The organism is Bariatricus massiliensis (assembly GCF_900086725.1).
Taxonomy (GTDB): domain Bacteria; phylum Bacillota; class Clostridia; order Lachnospirales; family Lachnospiraceae; genus Allocoprococcus; species Allocoprococcus massiliensis.
The window spans coordinates 30,369-49,441 of sequence record NZ_LT574836.1 but is presented as its reverse complement, the minus strand read 5'-3'; the positions used below and the strand labels follow the sequence as shown (position 1 = coordinate 49,441).

At 46.2% G+C, this 19,073-nt stretch carries 16 protein-coding genes; 1 reads left to right on the top strand and 15 read right to left on the bottom strand.

The features are described 5' to 3' along the window. Positions 1-139: 139 nt before the first annotated feature. From BN6465_RS01955 to BN6465_RS01925, 7 genes are all read right to left on the bottom strand, one after another. Positions 140-1,165, bottom strand: a complete 1,026-nt coding sequence (locus tag BN6465_RS01955) for a threonine aldolase family protein (protein ID WP_066731200.1) — start codon at positions 1,163-1,165, stop codon at positions 140-142. Positions 1,166-1,206: 41 nt separating this feature from the next. Further along, positions 1,207-1,704: a GNAT family N-acetyltransferase gene (locus tag BN6465_RS01950; protein ID WP_066731198.1), complete on the bottom strand. Its 498-nt coding sequence runs from the start codon at positions 1,702-1,704 to the stop codon at positions 1,207-1,209. Between the two features lie 79 nt (positions 1,705-1,783). After that, positions 1,784-2,518, bottom strand: coding sequence for an ABC transporter ATP-binding protein (locus BN6465_RS01945; protein WP_066731193.1), 735 nt, complete (start codon positions 2,516-2,518; stop codon positions 1,784-1,786). Positions 2,519-2,523: 5 nt separating this feature from the next. Next, positions 2,524-3,519: an ABC transporter substrate-binding protein gene (locus BN6465_RS01940; RefSeq protein ID WP_066731191.1), complete on the bottom strand. Its 996-nt coding sequence runs from the start codon at positions 3,517-3,519 to the stop codon at positions 2,524-2,526. Position 3,520: 1 nt separating this feature from the next. Further along, positions 3,521-4,285, bottom strand: a complete 765-nt coding sequence (locus BN6465_RS01935; protein WP_066731190.1) for an ABC transporter permease — start codon at positions 4,283-4,285, stop codon at positions 3,521-3,523. Further along, positions 4,254-4,550, bottom strand: coding sequence for a thiamine-binding protein (locus BN6465_RS01930; protein WP_066731188.1), 297 nt, complete (start codon positions 4,548-4,550; stop codon positions 4,254-4,256). The genes BN6465_RS01935 and BN6465_RS01930 overlap by 32 nt, the downstream gene beginning before the upstream one ends. A 342-nt stretch (positions 4,551-4,892) precedes the next feature. Beyond that, a complete protein-coding gene (locus BN6465_RS01925) occupies positions 4,893-7,109 on the bottom strand; it encodes a bifunctional diguanylate cyclase/phosphodiesterase (RefSeq protein WP_066731186.1) in 2,217 nt (738 codons plus the stop codon). A gap of 201 nt (positions 7,110-7,310) precedes the next feature. Between BN6465_RS01925 and rd the strand changes: the two genes are divergently transcribed. Beyond that, on the top strand, positions 7,311-7,469 hold the full coding sequence (rd, locus tag BN6465_RS01920) for a rubredoxin (RefSeq protein ID WP_066731184.1): 159 nt from the start codon (positions 7,311-7,313) through the stop codon (positions 7,467-7,469). 29 nt (positions 7,470-7,498) lie between these two features. On the opposite strand, the gene BN6465_RS01915 is transcribed toward rd, so the two are convergent. From BN6465_RS01915 to BN6465_RS01880, 8 genes are all read right to left on the bottom strand, one after another. Beyond that, positions 7,499-8,182: a Crp/Fnr family transcriptional regulator gene (locus BN6465_RS01915; RefSeq protein WP_066731182.1), complete on the bottom strand. Its 684-nt coding sequence runs from the start codon at positions 8,180-8,182 to the stop codon at positions 7,499-7,501. A gap of 13 nt (positions 8,183-8,195) precedes the next feature. Beyond that, on the bottom strand, positions 8,196-10,895 hold the full coding sequence (locus BN6465_RS01910; protein WP_066731180.1) for a translation factor GTPase family protein: 2,700 nt from the start codon (positions 10,893-10,895) through the stop codon (positions 8,196-8,198). A gap of 84 nt (positions 10,896-10,979) precedes the next feature. After that, on the bottom strand, positions 10,980-12,608 hold the full coding sequence (locus tag BN6465_RS01905; protein WP_066732705.1) for an alpha,alpha-phosphotrehalase: 1,629 nt from the start codon (positions 12,606-12,608) through the stop codon (positions 10,980-10,982). 4 nt (positions 12,609-12,612) lie between these two features. Then, positions 12,613-14,475: an alpha-amylase family protein gene (locus BN6465_RS01900; protein ID WP_066731179.1), complete on the bottom strand. Its 1,863-nt coding sequence runs from the start codon at positions 14,473-14,475 to the stop codon at positions 12,613-12,615. A gap of 11 nt (positions 14,476-14,486) precedes the next feature. Next, positions 14,487-15,848 carry a glycoside hydrolase family 32 protein gene (locus tag BN6465_RS01895; protein WP_199882780.1) on the bottom strand — a complete coding sequence of 454 codons (1,362 nt, stop codon included), beginning with the start codon at positions 15,846-15,848 and terminating at the stop codon, positions 14,487-14,489. Positions 15,849-15,871: 23 nt separating this feature from the next. Beyond that, a complete protein-coding gene (locus tag BN6465_RS01890) occupies positions 15,872-16,732 on the bottom strand; it encodes a carbohydrate ABC transporter permease (protein WP_066731176.1) in 861 nt (286 codons plus the stop codon). Next, positions 16,732-17,604, bottom strand: coding sequence for a carbohydrate ABC transporter permease (locus BN6465_RS01885; RefSeq protein WP_066731175.1), 873 nt, complete (start codon positions 17,602-17,604; stop codon positions 16,732-16,734). Before BN6465_RS01885 ends, BN6465_RS01890 begins: the two co-directional genes overlap by 1 nt. A gap of 16 nt (positions 17,605-17,620) precedes the next feature. Further along, a complete protein-coding gene (locus BN6465_RS01880; protein ID WP_066731173.1) occupies positions 17,621-18,997 on the bottom strand; it encodes an ABC transporter substrate-binding protein in 1,377 nt (458 codons plus the stop codon). Positions 18,998-19,073: the final 76 nt, after the last annotated feature.

Below are 19,073 nucleotides of genomic sequence, written 5' to 3'. Positions count from 1 at the left end.
AATGTCAACCTGATTTCTATATAATTTATAATTTTATAATATTTTTTACCAAATATTTGTTTACATACCTAAGTAATTAAAAAGACGCAGGAGCCAGTTCCTAGAACGAGCTTCTGCGCCAAATACTCTCTCTATTTTGTTACATATCTGACAAAAATTCTTTTACATTCTCCTCTTTCGTCGCCCAGCTCGTACACAGCCGGATGACGCTGCGTGACTCGTCATATCTCTGGAGATAGGTCACACCGTATTTTTTCCTGATTTCTTCTATCTTTCCATCCTCCACTATAATAAACTGCTGGTTCGTATCGCTCTCCATAAAGAACGGATATCCCTTTTCTCTCAGTCCTTCTTTCAACAGCATCGCCATGTCAATGGCATGTTTTGATATTTCATAGTAGAGTCCGTCCTCAAATAACTCTAAAAATTGGATTCCCAGAAGTCTGCCCTTTGCCAGCATGCCGCCCTTTTGCTTGATAACATAGCGAAAATCAGGCTTCATTGCCGAATTGGTGATAACGACAGCCTCCCCGAACAGCGCTCCAACCTTCGTTCCGCCTATGTAGAAAACATCTGTAAGCTCTGCGATATCAGCAAGGGTCACATCCGTTCCCGGAGCCATAAGGCCATACCCCATACGTGCTCCGTCTAAAAACAAATAAAGACCGCAGGCCAGACACACTTCGCGGATGGCCTGAAGCTCCGCCTTTGTATACAGTGTACCCAACTCTGTAGGATGAGAAATATAAACCATTTTCGGCTGTACCATATGCTCATGGGACTCGTCGCTCCAGTGGAGGTCGTATTCCTTTTGAATCTGCTCTGCCGTGATTTTTCCCTCTTCACAGGGCAGCGCTAACGCTTTGTGGCCACACGCTTCGATTGCGCCCGTCTCATGTACATTGATATGTCCCGTATCCGCACACAGCACACCTTGATGTGCCTTAAGCACGGATGAAATGACGGTCAGATTACTCTGTGTCCCGCCCACAAGAAAATGCACATCCGCATCCGGAGCATCACAGGCTTTACGGATGGCCGTGCGAGCCCGCTCGCAGTATTCGTCCTCGCCATATCCCATTGTCTGCTCCATATTTGTTTTCATGAGCCGCTCCATGATTCTCGGATGGGCTCCTTCTGTGTAATCGCAATTAAATAGAATCATTGTAAAATCCTCTCTTTCATTCTTTTCCTTCTCTATATACTCTACCGCTCAGTGCGTACATCTAAGCGGTAAATTTCCACATCCAGACGTTCCCCGAACTTTATGCCAGAGCTGCGCAGGACCCCGTCGTGGGAAAATCCCATCTTTTCATGAAGACGGATACTCCCCTCATTCGTCGCGGTAATCAGTGAGAACAGCGCTTCAATCTGCCCTTCCCCCTTCACTCGTTCGATTAAAGCTCCCAAGAGCCTTTCTCCGATGCCTTGACCGCGAAACTCTTTTGCAATATAAAGCGTTACCTCCGCAGAAATATGATAAGCAGGCTTTGGGAACAGCTCGTAAGCGCCTGCATATCCGACGACCTTCCCGTCCCGCACTTCGACCAAAAGCGGATATTTACCGGTAAAATGAGAAAACCATTCTTTCCTCTGCCCGTAGGTTTCCTCCACCTCATCAAAGGTCGCGTTTCCATTAAGCACTTCATAATTATAGATTTCCAGAAGCTCTGGCAAATCTTCTATGACTGCATCTCTTATCATGTCATTCTCCCTTTCGTGACTGTCTGACTCTATTTTAGACTTGAAAAGAGCATTTCGCAACCCGAAATGCTCTTTTTCCCTAAAGCTTTGCTAATATTTCTTTTTTATAATCAAGAAATTCTTCCGTCAAATTAAAATCCTTCCGTCTGGGCTTTGGTTCTTTTATCAAAATCTCCTCCGTAATACGCCCCGGGACCCCGGTCAGAAGATAGATTCGATCCGACAAAAGAATGGCCTCATCGATATCATGTGTAATGAACAGCGTAGACAGGTGAATCTTATCCATTACATCCAGATACCATTTGTGCATCTCGGCCTTTGTCAATGTATCCAGTGCGCTGAAAGGCTCGTCCAAAAGCGCAATATTCCTTGAGAACATGTAGGTTCTGAGAAGTGCCGCCCGCTGGCGCATACCGCCGGATAACTGATGAGGATACTTTTTCTGTGTTCCTTCCAGCCCGAACTCCTCAAAGAATCCGCCTACCCGCTCCCGTGCCGCCTTCTTTTTTTCGCCTTTGATAAAAAGCGGCAGAGCCACATTGTCCTCGATTGTCTTATATGGAAGCAGCAAATCCTTCTGCAGCATATAGCTGATATGCCCCGGCTGTCCGGTGATATCTTCCCCGTCCAGCACTACCGTCCCCTTATCAGGCGTATTGAGCCCTGCGATTACATTAAATAAGGTAGTCTTCCCGCCCCCGCTGGCGCCCAGAAGGCAGACCAGTTCATTGTCATGGAGCTCAATGGTAATATCTTCGATGACATTCTTCTTTTCGTATGAAAGCGTAACATCTGTTACTATTAAATCTGACATAAGTTTTATTTCTCCAGATATTCATTGGTAAATCCGGTATTCTCAGGTATCTCTGACTCAGACAGGCCATTTTCATTTACCCAGTTATAAAATGCATTCCAGCGTGCCGGTTCAATATAGCCCCATTGTTTGGCGTCTGCGATGTACTGTTCCTTCATATACGCCTGACTCGCTTTTACGAGTTCTTCGTCAAGCTCAGGAGATGCCTTCAGCAAGATGTCGGCCGCGTCGTCCGGACTCTCCACGGCATATTCGTATCCCTTTTGAACCGCGGACAGAAACGCCTTGGCTGAATCCGGGTTCTCTTTCATCCAATCACTGTTGCCGATAATAACCGGGGTGTAAAAATCAAGCGCCGGGTTGATGTCTTTAAACGCAAAATAGTCTGTCTCAAGTCCAGCTACTTCACAGGCGATTCCGGCCCACCCATAGAATATCCAGATAGCGTCCACCGATTTGCTCTCCAGCGCGGACACCTCATCTGTGACCGTACTCGGAATCATCTCAATCTTGCTGAAGTCTCCGCCGTCGGCTTCCACCACGTTTTTGATAGTAGCCTTCTCCAAATCCAAATCCCATGTAGCGTACTTCTTACCTTCCATTCCCTTCGGGCGGTCCATCCCCTCCCCTTTGCGTGATACGATTCCTGACGTGTTGTGCTGAAGAATGGCGGCCACGGCCTCGATAGGCATGGCATCCTCTCCAGTAATGGCCGGCATCATACTGTCCTGAAAGGATACGCCGAACTGGGCTTTTCCAGATGCCACCAGCACCTCCGCCCCGTCTTCCGGCGGCTGTACGATTTCAACTTCCAAACCAGCCTCCTCAAAATATCCCTTTTCCTGCGCCACATATAATCCCGTATGATTGGTATTCGGAGTCCAGTCAAGCACGAAAGTAATCTTCTCTTTTTTCTCCGTATCTTTCCCTTTATCCGCACAGCCAATCAGCGCGCCTGTCATGGCAGCCGCCAATACGATTGCTAATATTCTTTTCTTCATTCTACTTCTTCTCCTCCCAAGGCATACATTTCTTCTGCAGCAGATTTACAGCCCACATCAACAGCAGACTAATCGCAGATATCAAAAAAATAACCGCAAACATCTTGTCAAAAGAAAATGCCTTCTTTACTCTTGTCATATATACGCCAAGTCCTTGAAATCCCCCCAGCCATTCCGAAATCACCGCTCCTACAACCGCATAGGAGACCGCAATACGGAGGCTAGCGAAAAACTGGCTCAAAGAACCGGGGAATTTCACGAACCAAAATATCTGCATTTTTGATGCACCCATGGAACGCATGAGGCTGATTGTATCTCTGTCCGCCCCGCGGAATCCGTCCAGCAGGCTGACCGTAATCGGGAAGAATGTCACAATTACAATCAGAATCACCTTGGGAAGCATCTCATAACCGAACCACAGCACCAAAAGCGGCGCAATCGCCACCGTAGGCACGGTCTGAGTCAGCACAATCAGCGGATACATCGCCTGATACATCTTGTCAAACCTATCCATGAGCACGGCCATCAGAAATCCAATCAGAATTCCCATCGCCAGACCGATAAACGCTTCCAAAAGTGTTACTTTTGCATTATCCATCAGAAGCGGGAAATCCTGAATAAATGCTTTCACCACATCAAGCGGCGAGGGCAGCATAAATTTCGATATGAGCCCGGTACCGCTCGCCGTCTGCCAGACAGCCAGAATCATCACAACAGCCAGTAACGGCCATATCTTACTGGTGGTGTTTTGTGACTTTCTTTTCAATGGTCAGCACGTCTCCTTCCGGTTTGTAAGACACCTTGATATAAGCGGCCACAGATGGCGCCCCCGCCCTGACAGCGATGTGCTGGCACTCTTTAACGATATCCATCAGCTCATCGTAGTCGCCTTCGATTGCCGTCTCAAAAGGGCCTACATAACAGTTAAGCCCGGTGCTCTTAATATAGGCAATCACCTCATCCACAATACGGATTAACTCCTCGTCATTTGCCGCTTCCGGCAGTGTCTGAATTGCTACACTTGCGTTCATAATCTTATTTCCTCCTCTTTCTAATCTCTCCGGCAGAATCTGAAACGAAGTTTCCTATGGTATAATAGATTGCACATGCGTGCAATCAAAAGAACCCTGCCGGGTTACTGTTACAACCTGACAGGGTTTTACGCTCAAAAAATGAATGTTATTTTTTGTTCCTACGCTGGCATTATCCAGATCAGGTATATGGGTTAAAGACACTTACAGTCTTACTCTCAGCCGGCTTTCGCGCCAGCACCCCGTTTCTTTTGTTTTCTTATTCAGTTTAGACTCCGAATTCATAAATGTCAATAGAATTTTATTATTTTTTTAGATACACACCCTCTATCTACATTCATTCTATATGATAAAGTTTTGCTCAAATACTTCCGGCGGAACTGGCTTTCCAAAAAAATAACCTTGGATTAATTCCAGCCCCGTCCCCCTTACCACGGAATATTCAGGTTCCGTCTCCACCCCTTCAAGGCAGACCGTTTTCCCTACATTATGGCAAAGTTCCGTGATGGAACGGACAAAAGTCACACTGAACAAATCTTTTACAATATCTTTGGCAAATCCCTTGTCTATTTTAACGATATCCACCGGTATATTTTTCAAGGAATACAGGGAAGAATATCCCACTCCGAAATCGTCCATGGCTATCCGGATTCCCTTTTCCCGCATTTCGCACAACATATCCAAGATGTCTCTATCCGCTTTCACAAGATACGTTTCCGTCAATTCTAGTGTAATATTGGACGGCGAAAGGCCAATGTCCTCAAGTGTATCAAACACAAACGAAGTAATGTCTCCTTCCAGTAGCTGTAGATAGGAAAGATTTACGCTCATATGAAAATCCGGAATCTTCTGGCACCATATTTTACACTGCTCTGCAGCTTTCCTGAATATCCATCCCCCGAACGGTATAATCATACCGGTCTCCTCCAATATTGGAATGAACTCGAACGGCGAAACAGTTCCGAATTTAGGGCACTTCCATCTCGCTAACGCTTCCGCTCCATACAGCGCTCTCGTCTGAGAATCAATCTGTGGCTGATAGTATACAGAAAATCCTGCAAATCCTCTCTCCACGCTTTCCCTAAGAAGCTCTGTCAATTCCAGTTTACGTTCTCGCCCCTCCAATATGTCTGCGGAAAAAATAGTATTTCTGTTCTTTCCGGCATGCTTTGATGACTCCAGCGAATAGTTGGCAAACTTCATCAAGTCAAGGTATGTGTCTGCGTTCTGCGGATAACATACGGAACCCGCGGAAAGCGTACAATAATATTTCTTCCCAAGATACTCCTGCTGCTTTCTATACTTTTTCTGTATTTTTTCATAGATACCGCCACACGCCTCTGCATTACCGTTCACAATAATAATTCCGAATTCATCCCCGTCCAAACGGTAAATCTCTGCTTCCTGAGGGAGCATGTCCGCAATCCTCTGCCCCGTTATCCGGAGTACTTCATCCCCGAAAGAGCGATTATAGAGATCATTAATATTCCGGAATGTGTCCATATCAAGTATCATAATTCCAAGAGATTTCACATTCTCATAATCTACCAGATATTTTTTAATATCACCCTCAAATTTGAATCGGTTCATCAAACCGGTCATGTGGTCAATCTGATCCCTTTTTCCTAGATTAGATATCATTCCGGCAAATAATGCCGGCTCACCGTTCGTGTCACGAATCATCTTCCCTCTGCACCTGAGCCATATCCATTCTCCCAGAACATTGCGGGCACGGTATTGAATGTCATGATATTCTGTGCGCCCGTCAGCTATTTCCTGATTACTCTCAAGAAAATCCTTTTCATCATGGGGATGTATCAGTTTTCCCCAAAACGCCGCCGCATTTTCTACGATTTCTCCCGGAAGCCCAAATTCATCTACCATGGCAGGAGGATAACGGAACGTCCCTGTCTTCATATTTCCAACAAAGATATAATCGTCCGTCCCCTCGATCAGAGCCTCGTATAGATGCTCCTTGTCATATTCAAAGAGTTCCGCTTTCATGCCTCCGATTGTCATTGTCTGGATATCCCGCTGCGCCCGCAGAATGTGGTACTGCTTCTTCTGACGGTACATCTGCCCATCCGCCTCAGAGATAATGTTGGACACTGTAATGTTCTCCTCCGGGCATACCTCTTTCAGTCCATAACAATACCCTACCTCTGACTGGCCGGAGTAATACCCCGTGTTATCTCTAATCTGTTCCAACGCTTTCTTTATGCGGCCGTCAGCCTCTTTACGGCTCTTCCCATAAAAGACTACAATAAACTCATCACTGCTTAGACGGAATATATAATCCTGTTCATCGAGATTTTTTTTGGTCATATCCGCAAGGAAACGCAAGACCTTATCGCCCTCTGTGCGGCCATAAACCTCATTAATAGACTGTAATCCGTTCACATCATACATAGCGACCGTAATAATTTTATTTTCTTCTCTTGCTTTCTGCAGTTTTCTCTCTAATTTTGCTTTTCCTGATCTTCGGCTTGCCACATTAGTCATTTCGTCCCACGCAGCCGTTTCCAGCAGTAACTGTTCATATAAATTATCTTTTCCCATAACTTGCTACCTCGTGAACCGCTCATTTGTTTCTATCCTCTCATTGTAATCCATTCTAACAGTCCCTACAAGTATTTGCCGGATTTGTTTCTCTACTTTTGTATTAATTTTTATATTTCGTAACATTTGTTACAGAAATTCAATTCCATTTTATGTATTCTGTAAATATAAAATTGATTAATTTATCAGGAGGATATTAAAATGAAAAAATATGTTTGTGAACCTTGTGGATATGTATATGACCCTGAAGTAGGTGATCCGGACGGCGGAATCGCACCGGGAACAGCCTTTGAAGATATTCCGGATGATTGGGTTTGTCCTATCTGCGGCATGGGAAAAGAAGTATTTATTGTTGAATAATACATATCTGTTAATGACGGCGTCTTGAATCAATGAAAGACGCCGTCTATTTCTTTCTGCAGACATGTAAAGTCTTGTATCTGCACACGCGTGCGGTCTTTAATTTTTATCATTCCCTCTCTCTGCATGGCGGACAATTCTCTCGATAAGCTGGGACGTGTAGTGTTGAGATGGGCGGCCAATTCCTCTCTTTTCATCGAAAGCACGATTGTTTTGCTGCCCTGACTCTGGCTCATGAGATAGTGCGCTATCCTCTGACGGAGAGTGCCGCTCGTCAAAAGCTGTAATTTTTGGATATTCTTTTCCGCCTCCTGCGCAAAAAGGCGCAGCATATTATAGATAATTTTGTTATGATGCGCACAGTTTTTAGCACAAGTACTTTTAAAGAAATGTTTGGATATTGCAAAAAGCGTCACTTCGTCTTCTGCTTTTGCGTAATACGCATGTGTTTCGTGCTCCAGAAACAATTCAATTTCACCAAAGGCTTGTCCTTGCGTTAGATGCTCAATATTGCTGAGTCTGCCCATAGGCTTATTCTGCCCTAATTCCACACTTCCTTCTAATATAAAATACAGTTTACCGGGCTTATCCTCCTCATGATAAATAATCTCTCCTTTTCTGTACGTCTGTGTGGTCGACTGGGAACAGGCGATACTCTTTTGCATCTCTTCTTCTGTTAGATTTTCAAATAATATCAAATCTTTTATCCGCATATGCTTACTCCCCTTATTCCTCGCTGCGGCGCAGTTCTTCAACCGCCTCCGCTGTCTCTCCGGTCAGATTGTCAAACAAGTAACTGCGTCCGCTCAGCTTTTTCGATAAGTATTCCGCCCTCAATTCAGTCTTTGCGGCTTCTACCTCCTGCCTCAGCCCTTCCGCCGAAATCCGATGTCCGCCTTGGCCGAGGATGATCACCTGCTCCAAAGCATCTGACGTAGCCACCGTTACATGATATTTTTTCCCGATTTTGTGCACTGTCTTTTCTATATACTGGTCTGCTGTCTCAGCCTCTTTTGTGTAGACCACATGAATATTATGGTATTTGAAAATAGTCCCCGGATTTCCCGCCACTTTATAGGCGTCAAATACAAGAATTAATGTCATCCTGCGATAGCCTTGATAGTCACTCAAAATATCCATCAGCTTATCCCTTGCGCTCATGATATTTATCTCCGCCAGTTCTTTTAATTCTTCCCACGCAAAGATAATATTATAACCGTCCACCAACAGGTAACTCTCTTCCTCTTGCTTCTTCTTTTTAGGCGGACGATACTCGCTCTCCTTCGCGCCTGCGGCTGTTCTTCTTATCTCCGGTACCTGCCTTCTTTTGATGGGCCCATACGTCCGCTCAAAGATTCTTTCCAGCTCCTTTTCATTCTGCCCATACTTCTGTGCATCATATACCGGCTGTTCCACTATTTTGCTCTCATTCTTTCCACTCACTTTGTCCGCGTCTTCCCAGCCGCTCTCCACGTGCATGTATTGTTCCACCTCATCCCAGCTCACTGTGAATCCGGCGCCATGAGCACAGAAGACAGAACCTGTGGGATTATCCAGATCACGCTCTGAATCATATCCTATAGCCTCTATAACTTCTTCCGTATTATGACAAGGCTCATATCCCTTGATTCGGGAGGACATACGACCTCTGCCTTTTGTATAAGCAATAAATTCTCTTTGATAATCCCGCATCTCTGATACGGGTGCGCTGCCTGACAAGACTGCCAAATCTGTCCCGGGCTGGAGCGGTTCAAAGCTGCCGCTCATCTTTTGAATGTCAGCCATAGCCCTTCCCACACATTCCGAGGGCATCTCAAGCCGGAAGGAATAATATGGCTCCAAAAGAATACTCTCCGCCTTCTTTAAGCCCTGCCGTACTGCCCGGTAGGTAGACTGCCGGAAATCTCCCCCCTCTGTATGCTTTTTATGGGCCCGTCCCGCAATCAGAGAAATTTTCATATCTGTAATCGGAGAGCCGGTCAAGACTCCCAGATGTTCCCGCTCTTTCAAATGGGTGAGAATCAGGCGCTGCCAGTTGCCGTCCAGTTCATCTTCACTTAATTTTGTGCCAAATACTAGCCCGCTTCCGGGTTCCCCCGGTTCCAAAAGAAGATGTACTTCCGCATAATGCCTAAGAGGCTCAAAATGGCCGATTCCCTCCACTGGATTTAAGATGGTCTCCTTGTATACAATATTTCCGGCGCCAAATTCCACCTCCATATCAAAACGTTCTTTCATAAGGCTTTTCAGTATCTCAATCTGTATCTCCCCCATGACTTGAACATGAATCTCACTCAACTGTTCATTCCAGACAATATGGAGCTGAGGTTCTTCCTCCTCGAGCAGCCGCAAATTTTTTAAACTTGTATGTACATCCGCCCCCTGCGGCAGCACGATCTGATAGCTGAGCACTGGCTCCAGCACCGGCGCTTCGGACGCCGCCTCCGCCCCCAGCCCTTGCCCGGGATAGGTATATTCCAATCCTGCGACAGCACACACTGCCCCCGCCGGCGCCTCATTTACCACCTCATATTTGTCACCGGAGTAGACGCGTATCTGGTTGATTTTTTCACCGATCACATCCTTTACCCGCAGAGTCCCGCCGGTGATTTTCATGTGGGTCAAACGGCTTCCCTGCTTATCTCTCGATATCTTAAATACCTTGGCGGCAAACGCATCCGGATACTCAGGAGCTTCTGTGTAATGATTCAAACCTTCCAGCAATTCCTCCACCCCGGTAAGCTTAAGGGCCGATCCAAAATAGCAGGGAAATACCTTCCGTTCATGAATCATCCTGATAATATCGCCCTTATTCACCGACCCGTGCTCCAGATAATGCTCCAAAGCAGATTCATCGCACATTGCCAGCTGCTCCAGAGCCTTCTCTCTCTTGGCTTCGGATACACTCTGCCCTTTGCCGTCCCCTATACATATAAAATCAATGCATCCGTTATCCAGCTCACTTGACAGCTCGTTTAAAAGTCTGTCCCTGTCCGTTCCTTCTTGATCCATCTTATTAATAAACAGAAAAACAGGAATCCCATATCGCTCCAGCAGCTTCCAGAGCGTAACCGTATGACCCTGCACCCCGCTGGCTCCATTGATGACAAGCACTGCATAGTCAAGCACCTGAAGCGTGCGCTCCATCTCCGCCGAGAAATCAACATGCCCCGGTGTGTCGAGAAGTGTCACTTCCGTGTCCCCAAGGGGAAATACCGCCTGTTTGGCAAAAATAGTAATCCCTCTCTGCCTTTCCAATTCATGTGTATCTAAAAAAGCATCTTTATGGTCTACCCGTCCAAGACTTCGGATTGCCCCGCTCATATACAGGATGCTCTCTGACAATGTAGTTTTTCCCGAATCCACATGAGCCAGAAGCCCCAGACAAATATGTTTTTTTGGTTTATTGTCGGATGTATTTTCCATAGAAAATGCCCCTTTCTGTGTTCTATAATACAGTGATTATAATATCACAGAAAGGGGCATAAGTCGATAAATGAATCATTGAACTTATTTCTTCCTATAAAGAATAGCGGCCTCGTATGGTTTGACTACCTCTTTTTTCTTACTTCTCTCATTGCAGATCAGAACTTTTGCTCCTACCCACTTTTCAGGCAGTGTGAATGCGGCTTCTTCCCCGCTGAAATTGACATACACCAGAATCTCATCCTTCTCACTGCTTCTTGTATACGCAAAAAGCTGTTCATCCTCCTTCATCAGCATTTCAAACCTGCCGTCCGTGAATACAGCGTATTGCTTCCGCAGCGCAATCAACTGTTTATAACAATAAAAAACAGAATCGGTATCTGCCAGCTGCTGCCTGACATTGATTTCCGTATAATCCGGATTCACCTTTATCCAAGGATTCCCTTCTGTAAATCCGGCATTCTCCTCCCCACTCCACTGCATAGGTGTTCTGGCATTATCCCGGCTTCTGGCATGGATAGCATGCATCACATCCGCTTTATTGTACCCTTTTGCCAGCCGCTCTTTATACATATTGAGCGTCTCAATATCCCGATAGTCCTCCTCCCCATACTTTACGTTCTTCATGGCCAATTCTTCTCCCTGATATATGTAGGGTGTTCCCTGCATCCCGTGGAGCAGGATAGCCAGCATCTTGGCCGACTGTCTGCGGTATTCCCCGTCATCCCCCCAGCGGGAGACACTTCTGGGCAAATCGTGATTCTCCCAGAACAGGCTGTTCCATCCGCATCCATAAAGCCCGGTCTGCCATTTCTCCATAATCTCCTTGAAACGTGACAGAGAGAAGGGCGCCATATCCCACTTCTCACCGTCTTCCTGCTGGTCAATACCCATATGCTCGAATTGGAACACCATGGAGAACTCGCTGCCGTCCGGGCTGCTGTAGAGCTTCGCCCGCTCCACATCTGCCCCCCAAGTTTCCCCTACAGTAATCAGACAGCCCTTTTGAAAGGTCTCTCTGCTCAGTTCACGGATGTACTCATGGAGTCTCGGCCCATTGCTTGTAATCAGCCGGTCAGGCTCCTTGGCAATCTGGTCGATGACATCCAGCCGGAATCCTCCTATCCCTTTCTCCATCCACCAGAGAATCATATCATATATCTCCCTGCGTACTTTCGGATTCTCCCAGTTTAAATCCGGCTGTTTTACAGAAAATTGGTGAAAATAATACTGCTCAAGTTCCGGCACCCATTCCCACGCAGATCCGCCAAAGCCTGCTTTCAGCCCATTGGGAAGTATTCCTGCCTTCCCGTCACGCCATATATAATAGTCATGATATGGATTCTCTTTCCCCTTCAGCGCCTCTTTAAACCATCGGTGCTCGTCAGAAGTATGGTTGAGGACTAAGTCAAGGATAATCTTTATGTTCCGTCTTCCGGCCTCCTCGATCAGCTCCTCCATATCCGCGAGTGTGCCGAACATGGGATCTATATCTTGATAATCCGAGATGTCATAACCATTGTCATCCTGCGGCGAACAGCATACCGGGGAGAGCCAGACCGCATCCACACCCAATTCCTGCAGGTAGTCAAGCCTGCCGATGATTCCTTGGATATCTCCGATACCGTCCCCGTTGCTGTCCTGAAAGCTGCGGGGATAAATCTGATAGATTACCGCCTGCTTCCACCAATCCTTTTTCCTGTTATCCGCCATATACTTATTCCCCTTTCTCATCCTTCTTTACCGGTTTCCTTTTCGCCCACACAAAGCCATGGGCCGGCAGCCAGACATCTTTCATCTGCCTGTCCTCCCCCGTCAGCAAATCTATATAATCTCCCTCTTCCTGCATCCAAGCCGTCCGCATCTGACTTCCAAAGTTGAAAATGGCAAAAAATTTATCTTCTCCCAGCTCCCGCATGATGCAGAGCACCGCATCGTCTTTTACATCATAAGTATAGACATTTGCCGCCGGTGAAAATACCGTTTCCCGCCTTCGTATATTCTCTAATTTTAAAAGAGCTTGAAATATCTGGCCTTCTACAGATGCTGTATCGTCACGGAGTTCCGCCAGCTCCCAGTGGAATTTTCCACGGTGCACGTACCGTGAATCCATGTATTTAGCCGCATTTTCTTTATAACTGTAATCATTGACCTGCCCAATCTCATCTCCGCTGTATAGCATGGGAATACCTGTCTGCGTCAGCATATAGGCATGAAGCATGATATCCATCTGGACTGCTTCCTTAAGCTTAAGTGCGTTGCACTCGAATCCCGCACTCTCGATTCCACACATGGAAGCCGTTGTCCCACAAAATCTTGCGTCCTGAGTCACCGGATCATCGTTATATAACTCACCTCTGCTTACGCTCCCCGGTATTCTGCCGGTAAAGAAGTCATTTAAAAATCTCTTATGGGGTATCTCTTTCATCCCCCACCATTCTAAAGTATCATAGTCCAATCCCCAGCCAATGTCATCATGGCATCTAAGATAATTCAAGAATGTATATTCCTTGGGTAGGCTGTTCACCACATCCATCTGCTTTCTCAGGAGCCGTATATCATTTGCCGCCACACTGTTCCAAGTAGTAGCCATCGTCGTTACATTGTAGAGCATATGACATTCCGGTTTCTCAACTGTCCCAAAATACGGGACCACCTTTGCCGGTTCCATCACTACCTCCCCCAGAAGAATGACACTGGGGCACACAATCTCACTGATTATCCTCATCATCCTGACAATCGTATGTACCTGCGGAAGATTACGACAGGATGTTCCAAGCTCCTTCCAAATATAAGGCACCGCATCGATACGGATAATGTCGATTCCCCGATTCGCCAAATATAAAAAGTTGTACATCATTTCATTGAATACCCGTGGATTCCGGTAATTCAAATCCCACTGATATGGATAAAACGTAGTCAGCACATGTGCGTTCCGCTCCGGAAGGTATGTAAAATTCCCCGGCGCAGTGGTCGGAAATACTTGAGGAACTGTCTTTTCGTACCGGCTGGGAATCTCATAGCTGTCATAAAAGAAATAACGGCTCATATATTCTCCGTCCCCGCCTCTGGCACGCCTTGCCCACTCATGCTCGTCAGAGGTATGATTCATCACAAAATCCATACAGACATTCATCCCTTTTGTGTGGCATGCGTCCGTGAGTTCTGACAAGTCTTCCATCGTCCCTAGCTCCGGTTTCACTTTCCGAAAATCTGCTACGGCATACCCGCCGTCCGAGCGTCCCTCGGGTGAATCTAAAAACGGCATCAGATGCACACAGTTCACATTACAGGACTTCAGGTAATCCAGCTTCCTCTGTACCCCTTTCAGGTCTCCCGCAAAATTGTCAATATAAAGCATCATCCCCAGCATATCGTTTTTCTTGAACCATTCCGGCTCCCGCACCCGTCTTTCGTCACGGTTATGTAACTTTTGACGACGCATATTATAATAGGCATACATCTGGGAGCACAGTTCCGCAAACATATCTCCGTTCTGGTACAGCTCCATGTACAGCCACCGAAGCTCGTCATGGTGCTGCTTCATTCTTTTCTCAAAAATATCTGCTTTTTTGCCCATATCCTCTCTCCCTACACGTCACCGCTCGCTCCTATATAAATCTCTTCAATATGTCCGTCAAGCCGGCTCCCCAGACCATACACTATATTACTCAAGACATATTGTCCTCCATTGACAAATATCTCGATCAGGTTCGGCTCAACAAAAATATCCAGCTCATACTTTCCATGAAGTGCCGGCGTACTGCTTATCATACGGTAATTATCTACGTCCTTCGTATCCGCTCCATAGTCTGTCCTTACAAACACTTTGCTCCGGTCTGTCCTGATACAGTCATCCTCTACCCAGATGCGGTATCCGCCGATGTCAATTGTTTCCCCTGCCTGAACCTTAGTCTTCAGGCGAAAGGGTGTGCGGAAATCAAGCTCTTCTCTGTCTTCCACCCTTTTGCAAAAATATGACTCGACCTCGGGATGAACACAGAAATAAACATGGCTCTCCTTTAGTTCTACAATTCTCGGAAGGCACATCATCCCTCTCCACATCGCTCTGTCATCCGCCTCTGCCGCATAAGGCATCCTCATCCACGCAACCATGACCCTCCTGCCCTCTTTGTCAAGACAAGTCTGAGGCGCATACAAATCCAGCCCACAATCCACAAATTGATGCTGTCCCGCCAGCTTAAGCTCACAGACTTCCTCTGTGAATTCCGCTTCTGTACAGATAGAATGAGCAGAATACTCTAATCCGTCATTCATAATTCCCATGGGGGAACCGATAAATACATATCTGTCACCAACACGGAAAATATCCGGGCACTCCAGTATCTCCCCGAACGATTTGTCGCTGTATTGGCTGACATACTCCCAGTCATTCCCGTCCTCGCTCCGGTAAAACAGCACACGTCCCTGCTGTCCGTCCAAAGTACTTCCCAGCACCATATAATATTGATTTCCGTACTTCCACACTTTAGGATCCCTCGTGTGGGTGGCATCGGCATATCTCCTGTCTCTGACAACCGGAATAATCTGCCTTTTGTCCATCCAATTGTCGAAGATATAACCGTCCGCCGAGCTTATCATGGCCTGACTGCTCTCAAATCTTCCCTCGGGGCATCTGTGTATATTTTCTGCGTCTTCTTCCAGATACCGCACCGCTGTATAATAGAGCAGCATGCGCCCGTCTCTTTCCACAGCGCTCCCCGAAAAGATTCCGTTCCTGTCATAGTCTTTTGACGGAAACAATGCAATGTCTTGATGCTGCCAATGAACCAAATCTTCACTGACAGCATGCCCCCAATGCATGGTCCCCCACGCCGGAGCGTAGGGGAAATGCTGATAAAAAAGATGATATTTTCCTTGATAATAGATAAAACCATTGGGGTCGTTCATCCAGTTTCCCGGAGCCTTGAGATGTAAACTATCTTTTATCATATTCTTCCTTTTCTTTCTATTTATTATTTTACCGCACCGGCAACAACACCGCTGATTATCTGTCTCTGCAAGATAATATACAATATGAGAATCGGAACGACACATAAGAGCAGCCCTGCCATGATTGTTCCGTAATCCGCGGAATAAGTACCGTAAAAGCTGTACGTGGACAATGGCAGTGTCAGAAGTTTCTTATCCGTCAGTACCAGAGACGGAAGGAGGAAGTCATTCCAGAATGCAAGCGCATTTAAAATCACCATGGTAGAAATAATGGGCTTCAAAAGCGGAAATACAATCTTAAAGAATGTCTGTCTCCGTGTGCAGCCATCTATGTAAGCCGCCTCCTCCAGCGCTATCGGTACACTGCCCTTGATAAAACCGTGGAACATGAACACGGACATTGCCATAGAAAAACCAGTATGCATGAATATCAAAGTCAGCCTGTGGTTCAAAACATTTAAAGTCCCTCCATAAATGCTGACCAGCGGAATCATAATTGCCTGAAAAGGAATAATCATCGACGCCACCATGAGGGCAAATGTTATTTTAGAAATCATATTGTTGTGCCGTACAATGTAGTATGCCAGCATAGCTGCCAACAGTGTGACAAGCAAAGTAGCGGATACTGTAACTATCAATGAATTCTTAAAAGCATTGAGGAAGTCCATCTGAGTGAATGCCTTCACAAAATTGTCAAAAGACAGGCCTTTAATTGTATAGAGCCATGAAAAAGGACTCTTGATGATGTCCCGCTTCTGTTTTAAAGAATTAATCACTACCATCACAAAAGGAAACATGTATGCAAGGAAAATAATGACCAAACCAGTGGTAGCCAGTATGTTTGCCGCTTTTCTTTTATTTCCGCCAATAGATGTCTGCTTCATTATGCTTCGACCTCCTTCTTCTTCGTCAGATAAACCTGAATACCGCTGATACATGCAACAATGATAAAGAGAATAAATGCCTCCGCCTGGCCTACGCCAAACTGTCTGGATGTAAACGCCTTCTCATATACATGCATTGCCGCCATCTCCGTTGTCCCATAAGGCGCGCCGGCCGTCAAGGAAAGGTTCACGTCATATACCATAAATGCGCGGGACAGTGTGAGGAATAAACAAATGGTAACGGATGACATCATAAGAGGCATGATAATGCTCTTCATCTTGACCCACCCGGACGCTCCGTCAATACTTGCGGCCTCCATAACATCCTCGCTGAGCCCCATAAAGCCTGCCACGTAGATGAGAATCATATAACCCGACAGCTGCCACACAGATACAGCCACCAACGCCACAAAGGCTTTCGTCGGATCGGACAGCCAAGATACGCCGAACAGCTTCCAGCCTGTGGCCTCTCCAACATTTACGAACACTCTGGAAAATACAAACTGCCAAATATATCCCAGAACAATGCCCCCTATCAAGTTCGGAGTAAAAAATCCTGCCCGGAAAAAGTTTTGTCCCTTGATTCCTCTGGTCAGTAAATACGCCAGTAAAAATGCGATTACATTGACGAGCAGAACTACCAATATTACATATTTGAAAGTCAGCCCCAAGGAAGTCCAGAACTGGCCGTCCTTCATGACTCCTTTAAAATTCTCAAGGCCGATAAAGTTTTTTACTTTCGCAACACCATTCCAATCTGTCAGAGTAAGATAAACACCATAGACGAACGGTATGATTACCACGGCAAAGAAGCAAAACATACCCGGTAATGCAAACATACAGAAATCTTTTCCTTTATTTTTATTTCTCATCCTTTTCCCTTCTTTCCTACTTCTGCTCTGCCCAGTATTCTATAATAGATTCAGTCAGTTCTTCCCGGTCGCTTCTCTCCGCAAGGTATTTCTGCATTGCGGAGAGAAGTACTGCCCAATGGTCATTCGGCACAATCGCCGATGCGTTAAATGTCCCTCCAGACTGCACCTTCTCGTAGATATCCCGGCTCAGCGGGTCCGCCGGCTCATAAGGGTTATTGATAAACGGCGGTATGACGTTGCAAGTCTTTACAAGCATCTGCTGTCCAATCTCTGAAAATACAATCCAATTCAAAAATTCCTTGGCCGCAGCCTGTTCTTTCTCCGACGACATCTGGCCGTCCACCATCACTTGTTTTGACGGCGATGCCTGTATTTTTTGATTGGCAAAATCATCGGTATCATTATTCAGGAAGTAAGGAAGAAATCCATAGTCGTCCTCCTCTTCTGCTCCGGCCTCGGCAAGATTCGGCCATGCCCAGTTTCCATTGAACCAAAAGGCTGTCTTTCCGTCTGCCAGATCGATAGCCATCTCGTCATAATCTGCTCCCAGCGGGTCACCTTTCGCCACATTATACGCTTTCAAGACATCGAACATATCAAGAAATTCACCAAGACGCCCATAGGTATCCAGCTTAAGCTTCCCGTTTTTAATTTCATCGATAATTCCCTGTGCTCCCTCTGATGTGCCGTCATATGTCTCATAAATATACTGCAGATGATGGGCTCCAAGGGACCAATCCTCTTTTGCCAGCGACACCGGTTTTTCTATTCCGGCCTCTTTCAACGTCTCCAGCAGTTCTTCAAATTCATCCAGACTTCTGATGGATTCCGGGTCAAATTCCCTGCCCAGCGCCTCTTCAATTACAGCTTTATTGTAAATAATCCCCCTGCCTTCAATGCAAAGTGGAAAACTATAAATTTTTCCATTCACCTCAGTCAAGTATTCCTCTGCCTCAGCATTCCAATCTTCCCCGGTCAAATCGGCCGCCTTTTCTTCCGCCAGTGCAATGACATCTGTTGTGTCTAAGATTGCCATTGTAGGCGGTGTCCCTGAATTGTACATGCTGACTACCTTAGTATACGGAGAATCGCCGTCCGTCACCGGCATAACTTCCACATGCACCCCGGATTTCTCTTCAAATGCCTGAGACATTTTCTCTAAAGCCACCTGTATCTCTGCCTTAGAATTCAGCAGAGTAATTTTCGTCCCCTGCAGGCTGCTGTCATACACAAACGTGTCAATAGACGTATCAATCGGCACTTCCTTCACCTCTTCATTCGGGTCGTCCGGATCGCTCGCAAACCCAAACCGGCATCCAGTCAGCATCGTTGCGGCCATCGCTGCCGCAAGAATCACTGCTATCCCTTTTGCCCCTGCACTCTTCTTCATTCCATCAATCCTCCTAATCGCTCTTTCCGGAATAATGTTTCTTCCGATTATGCCAACATTTTCTTTTTCCAGTAAC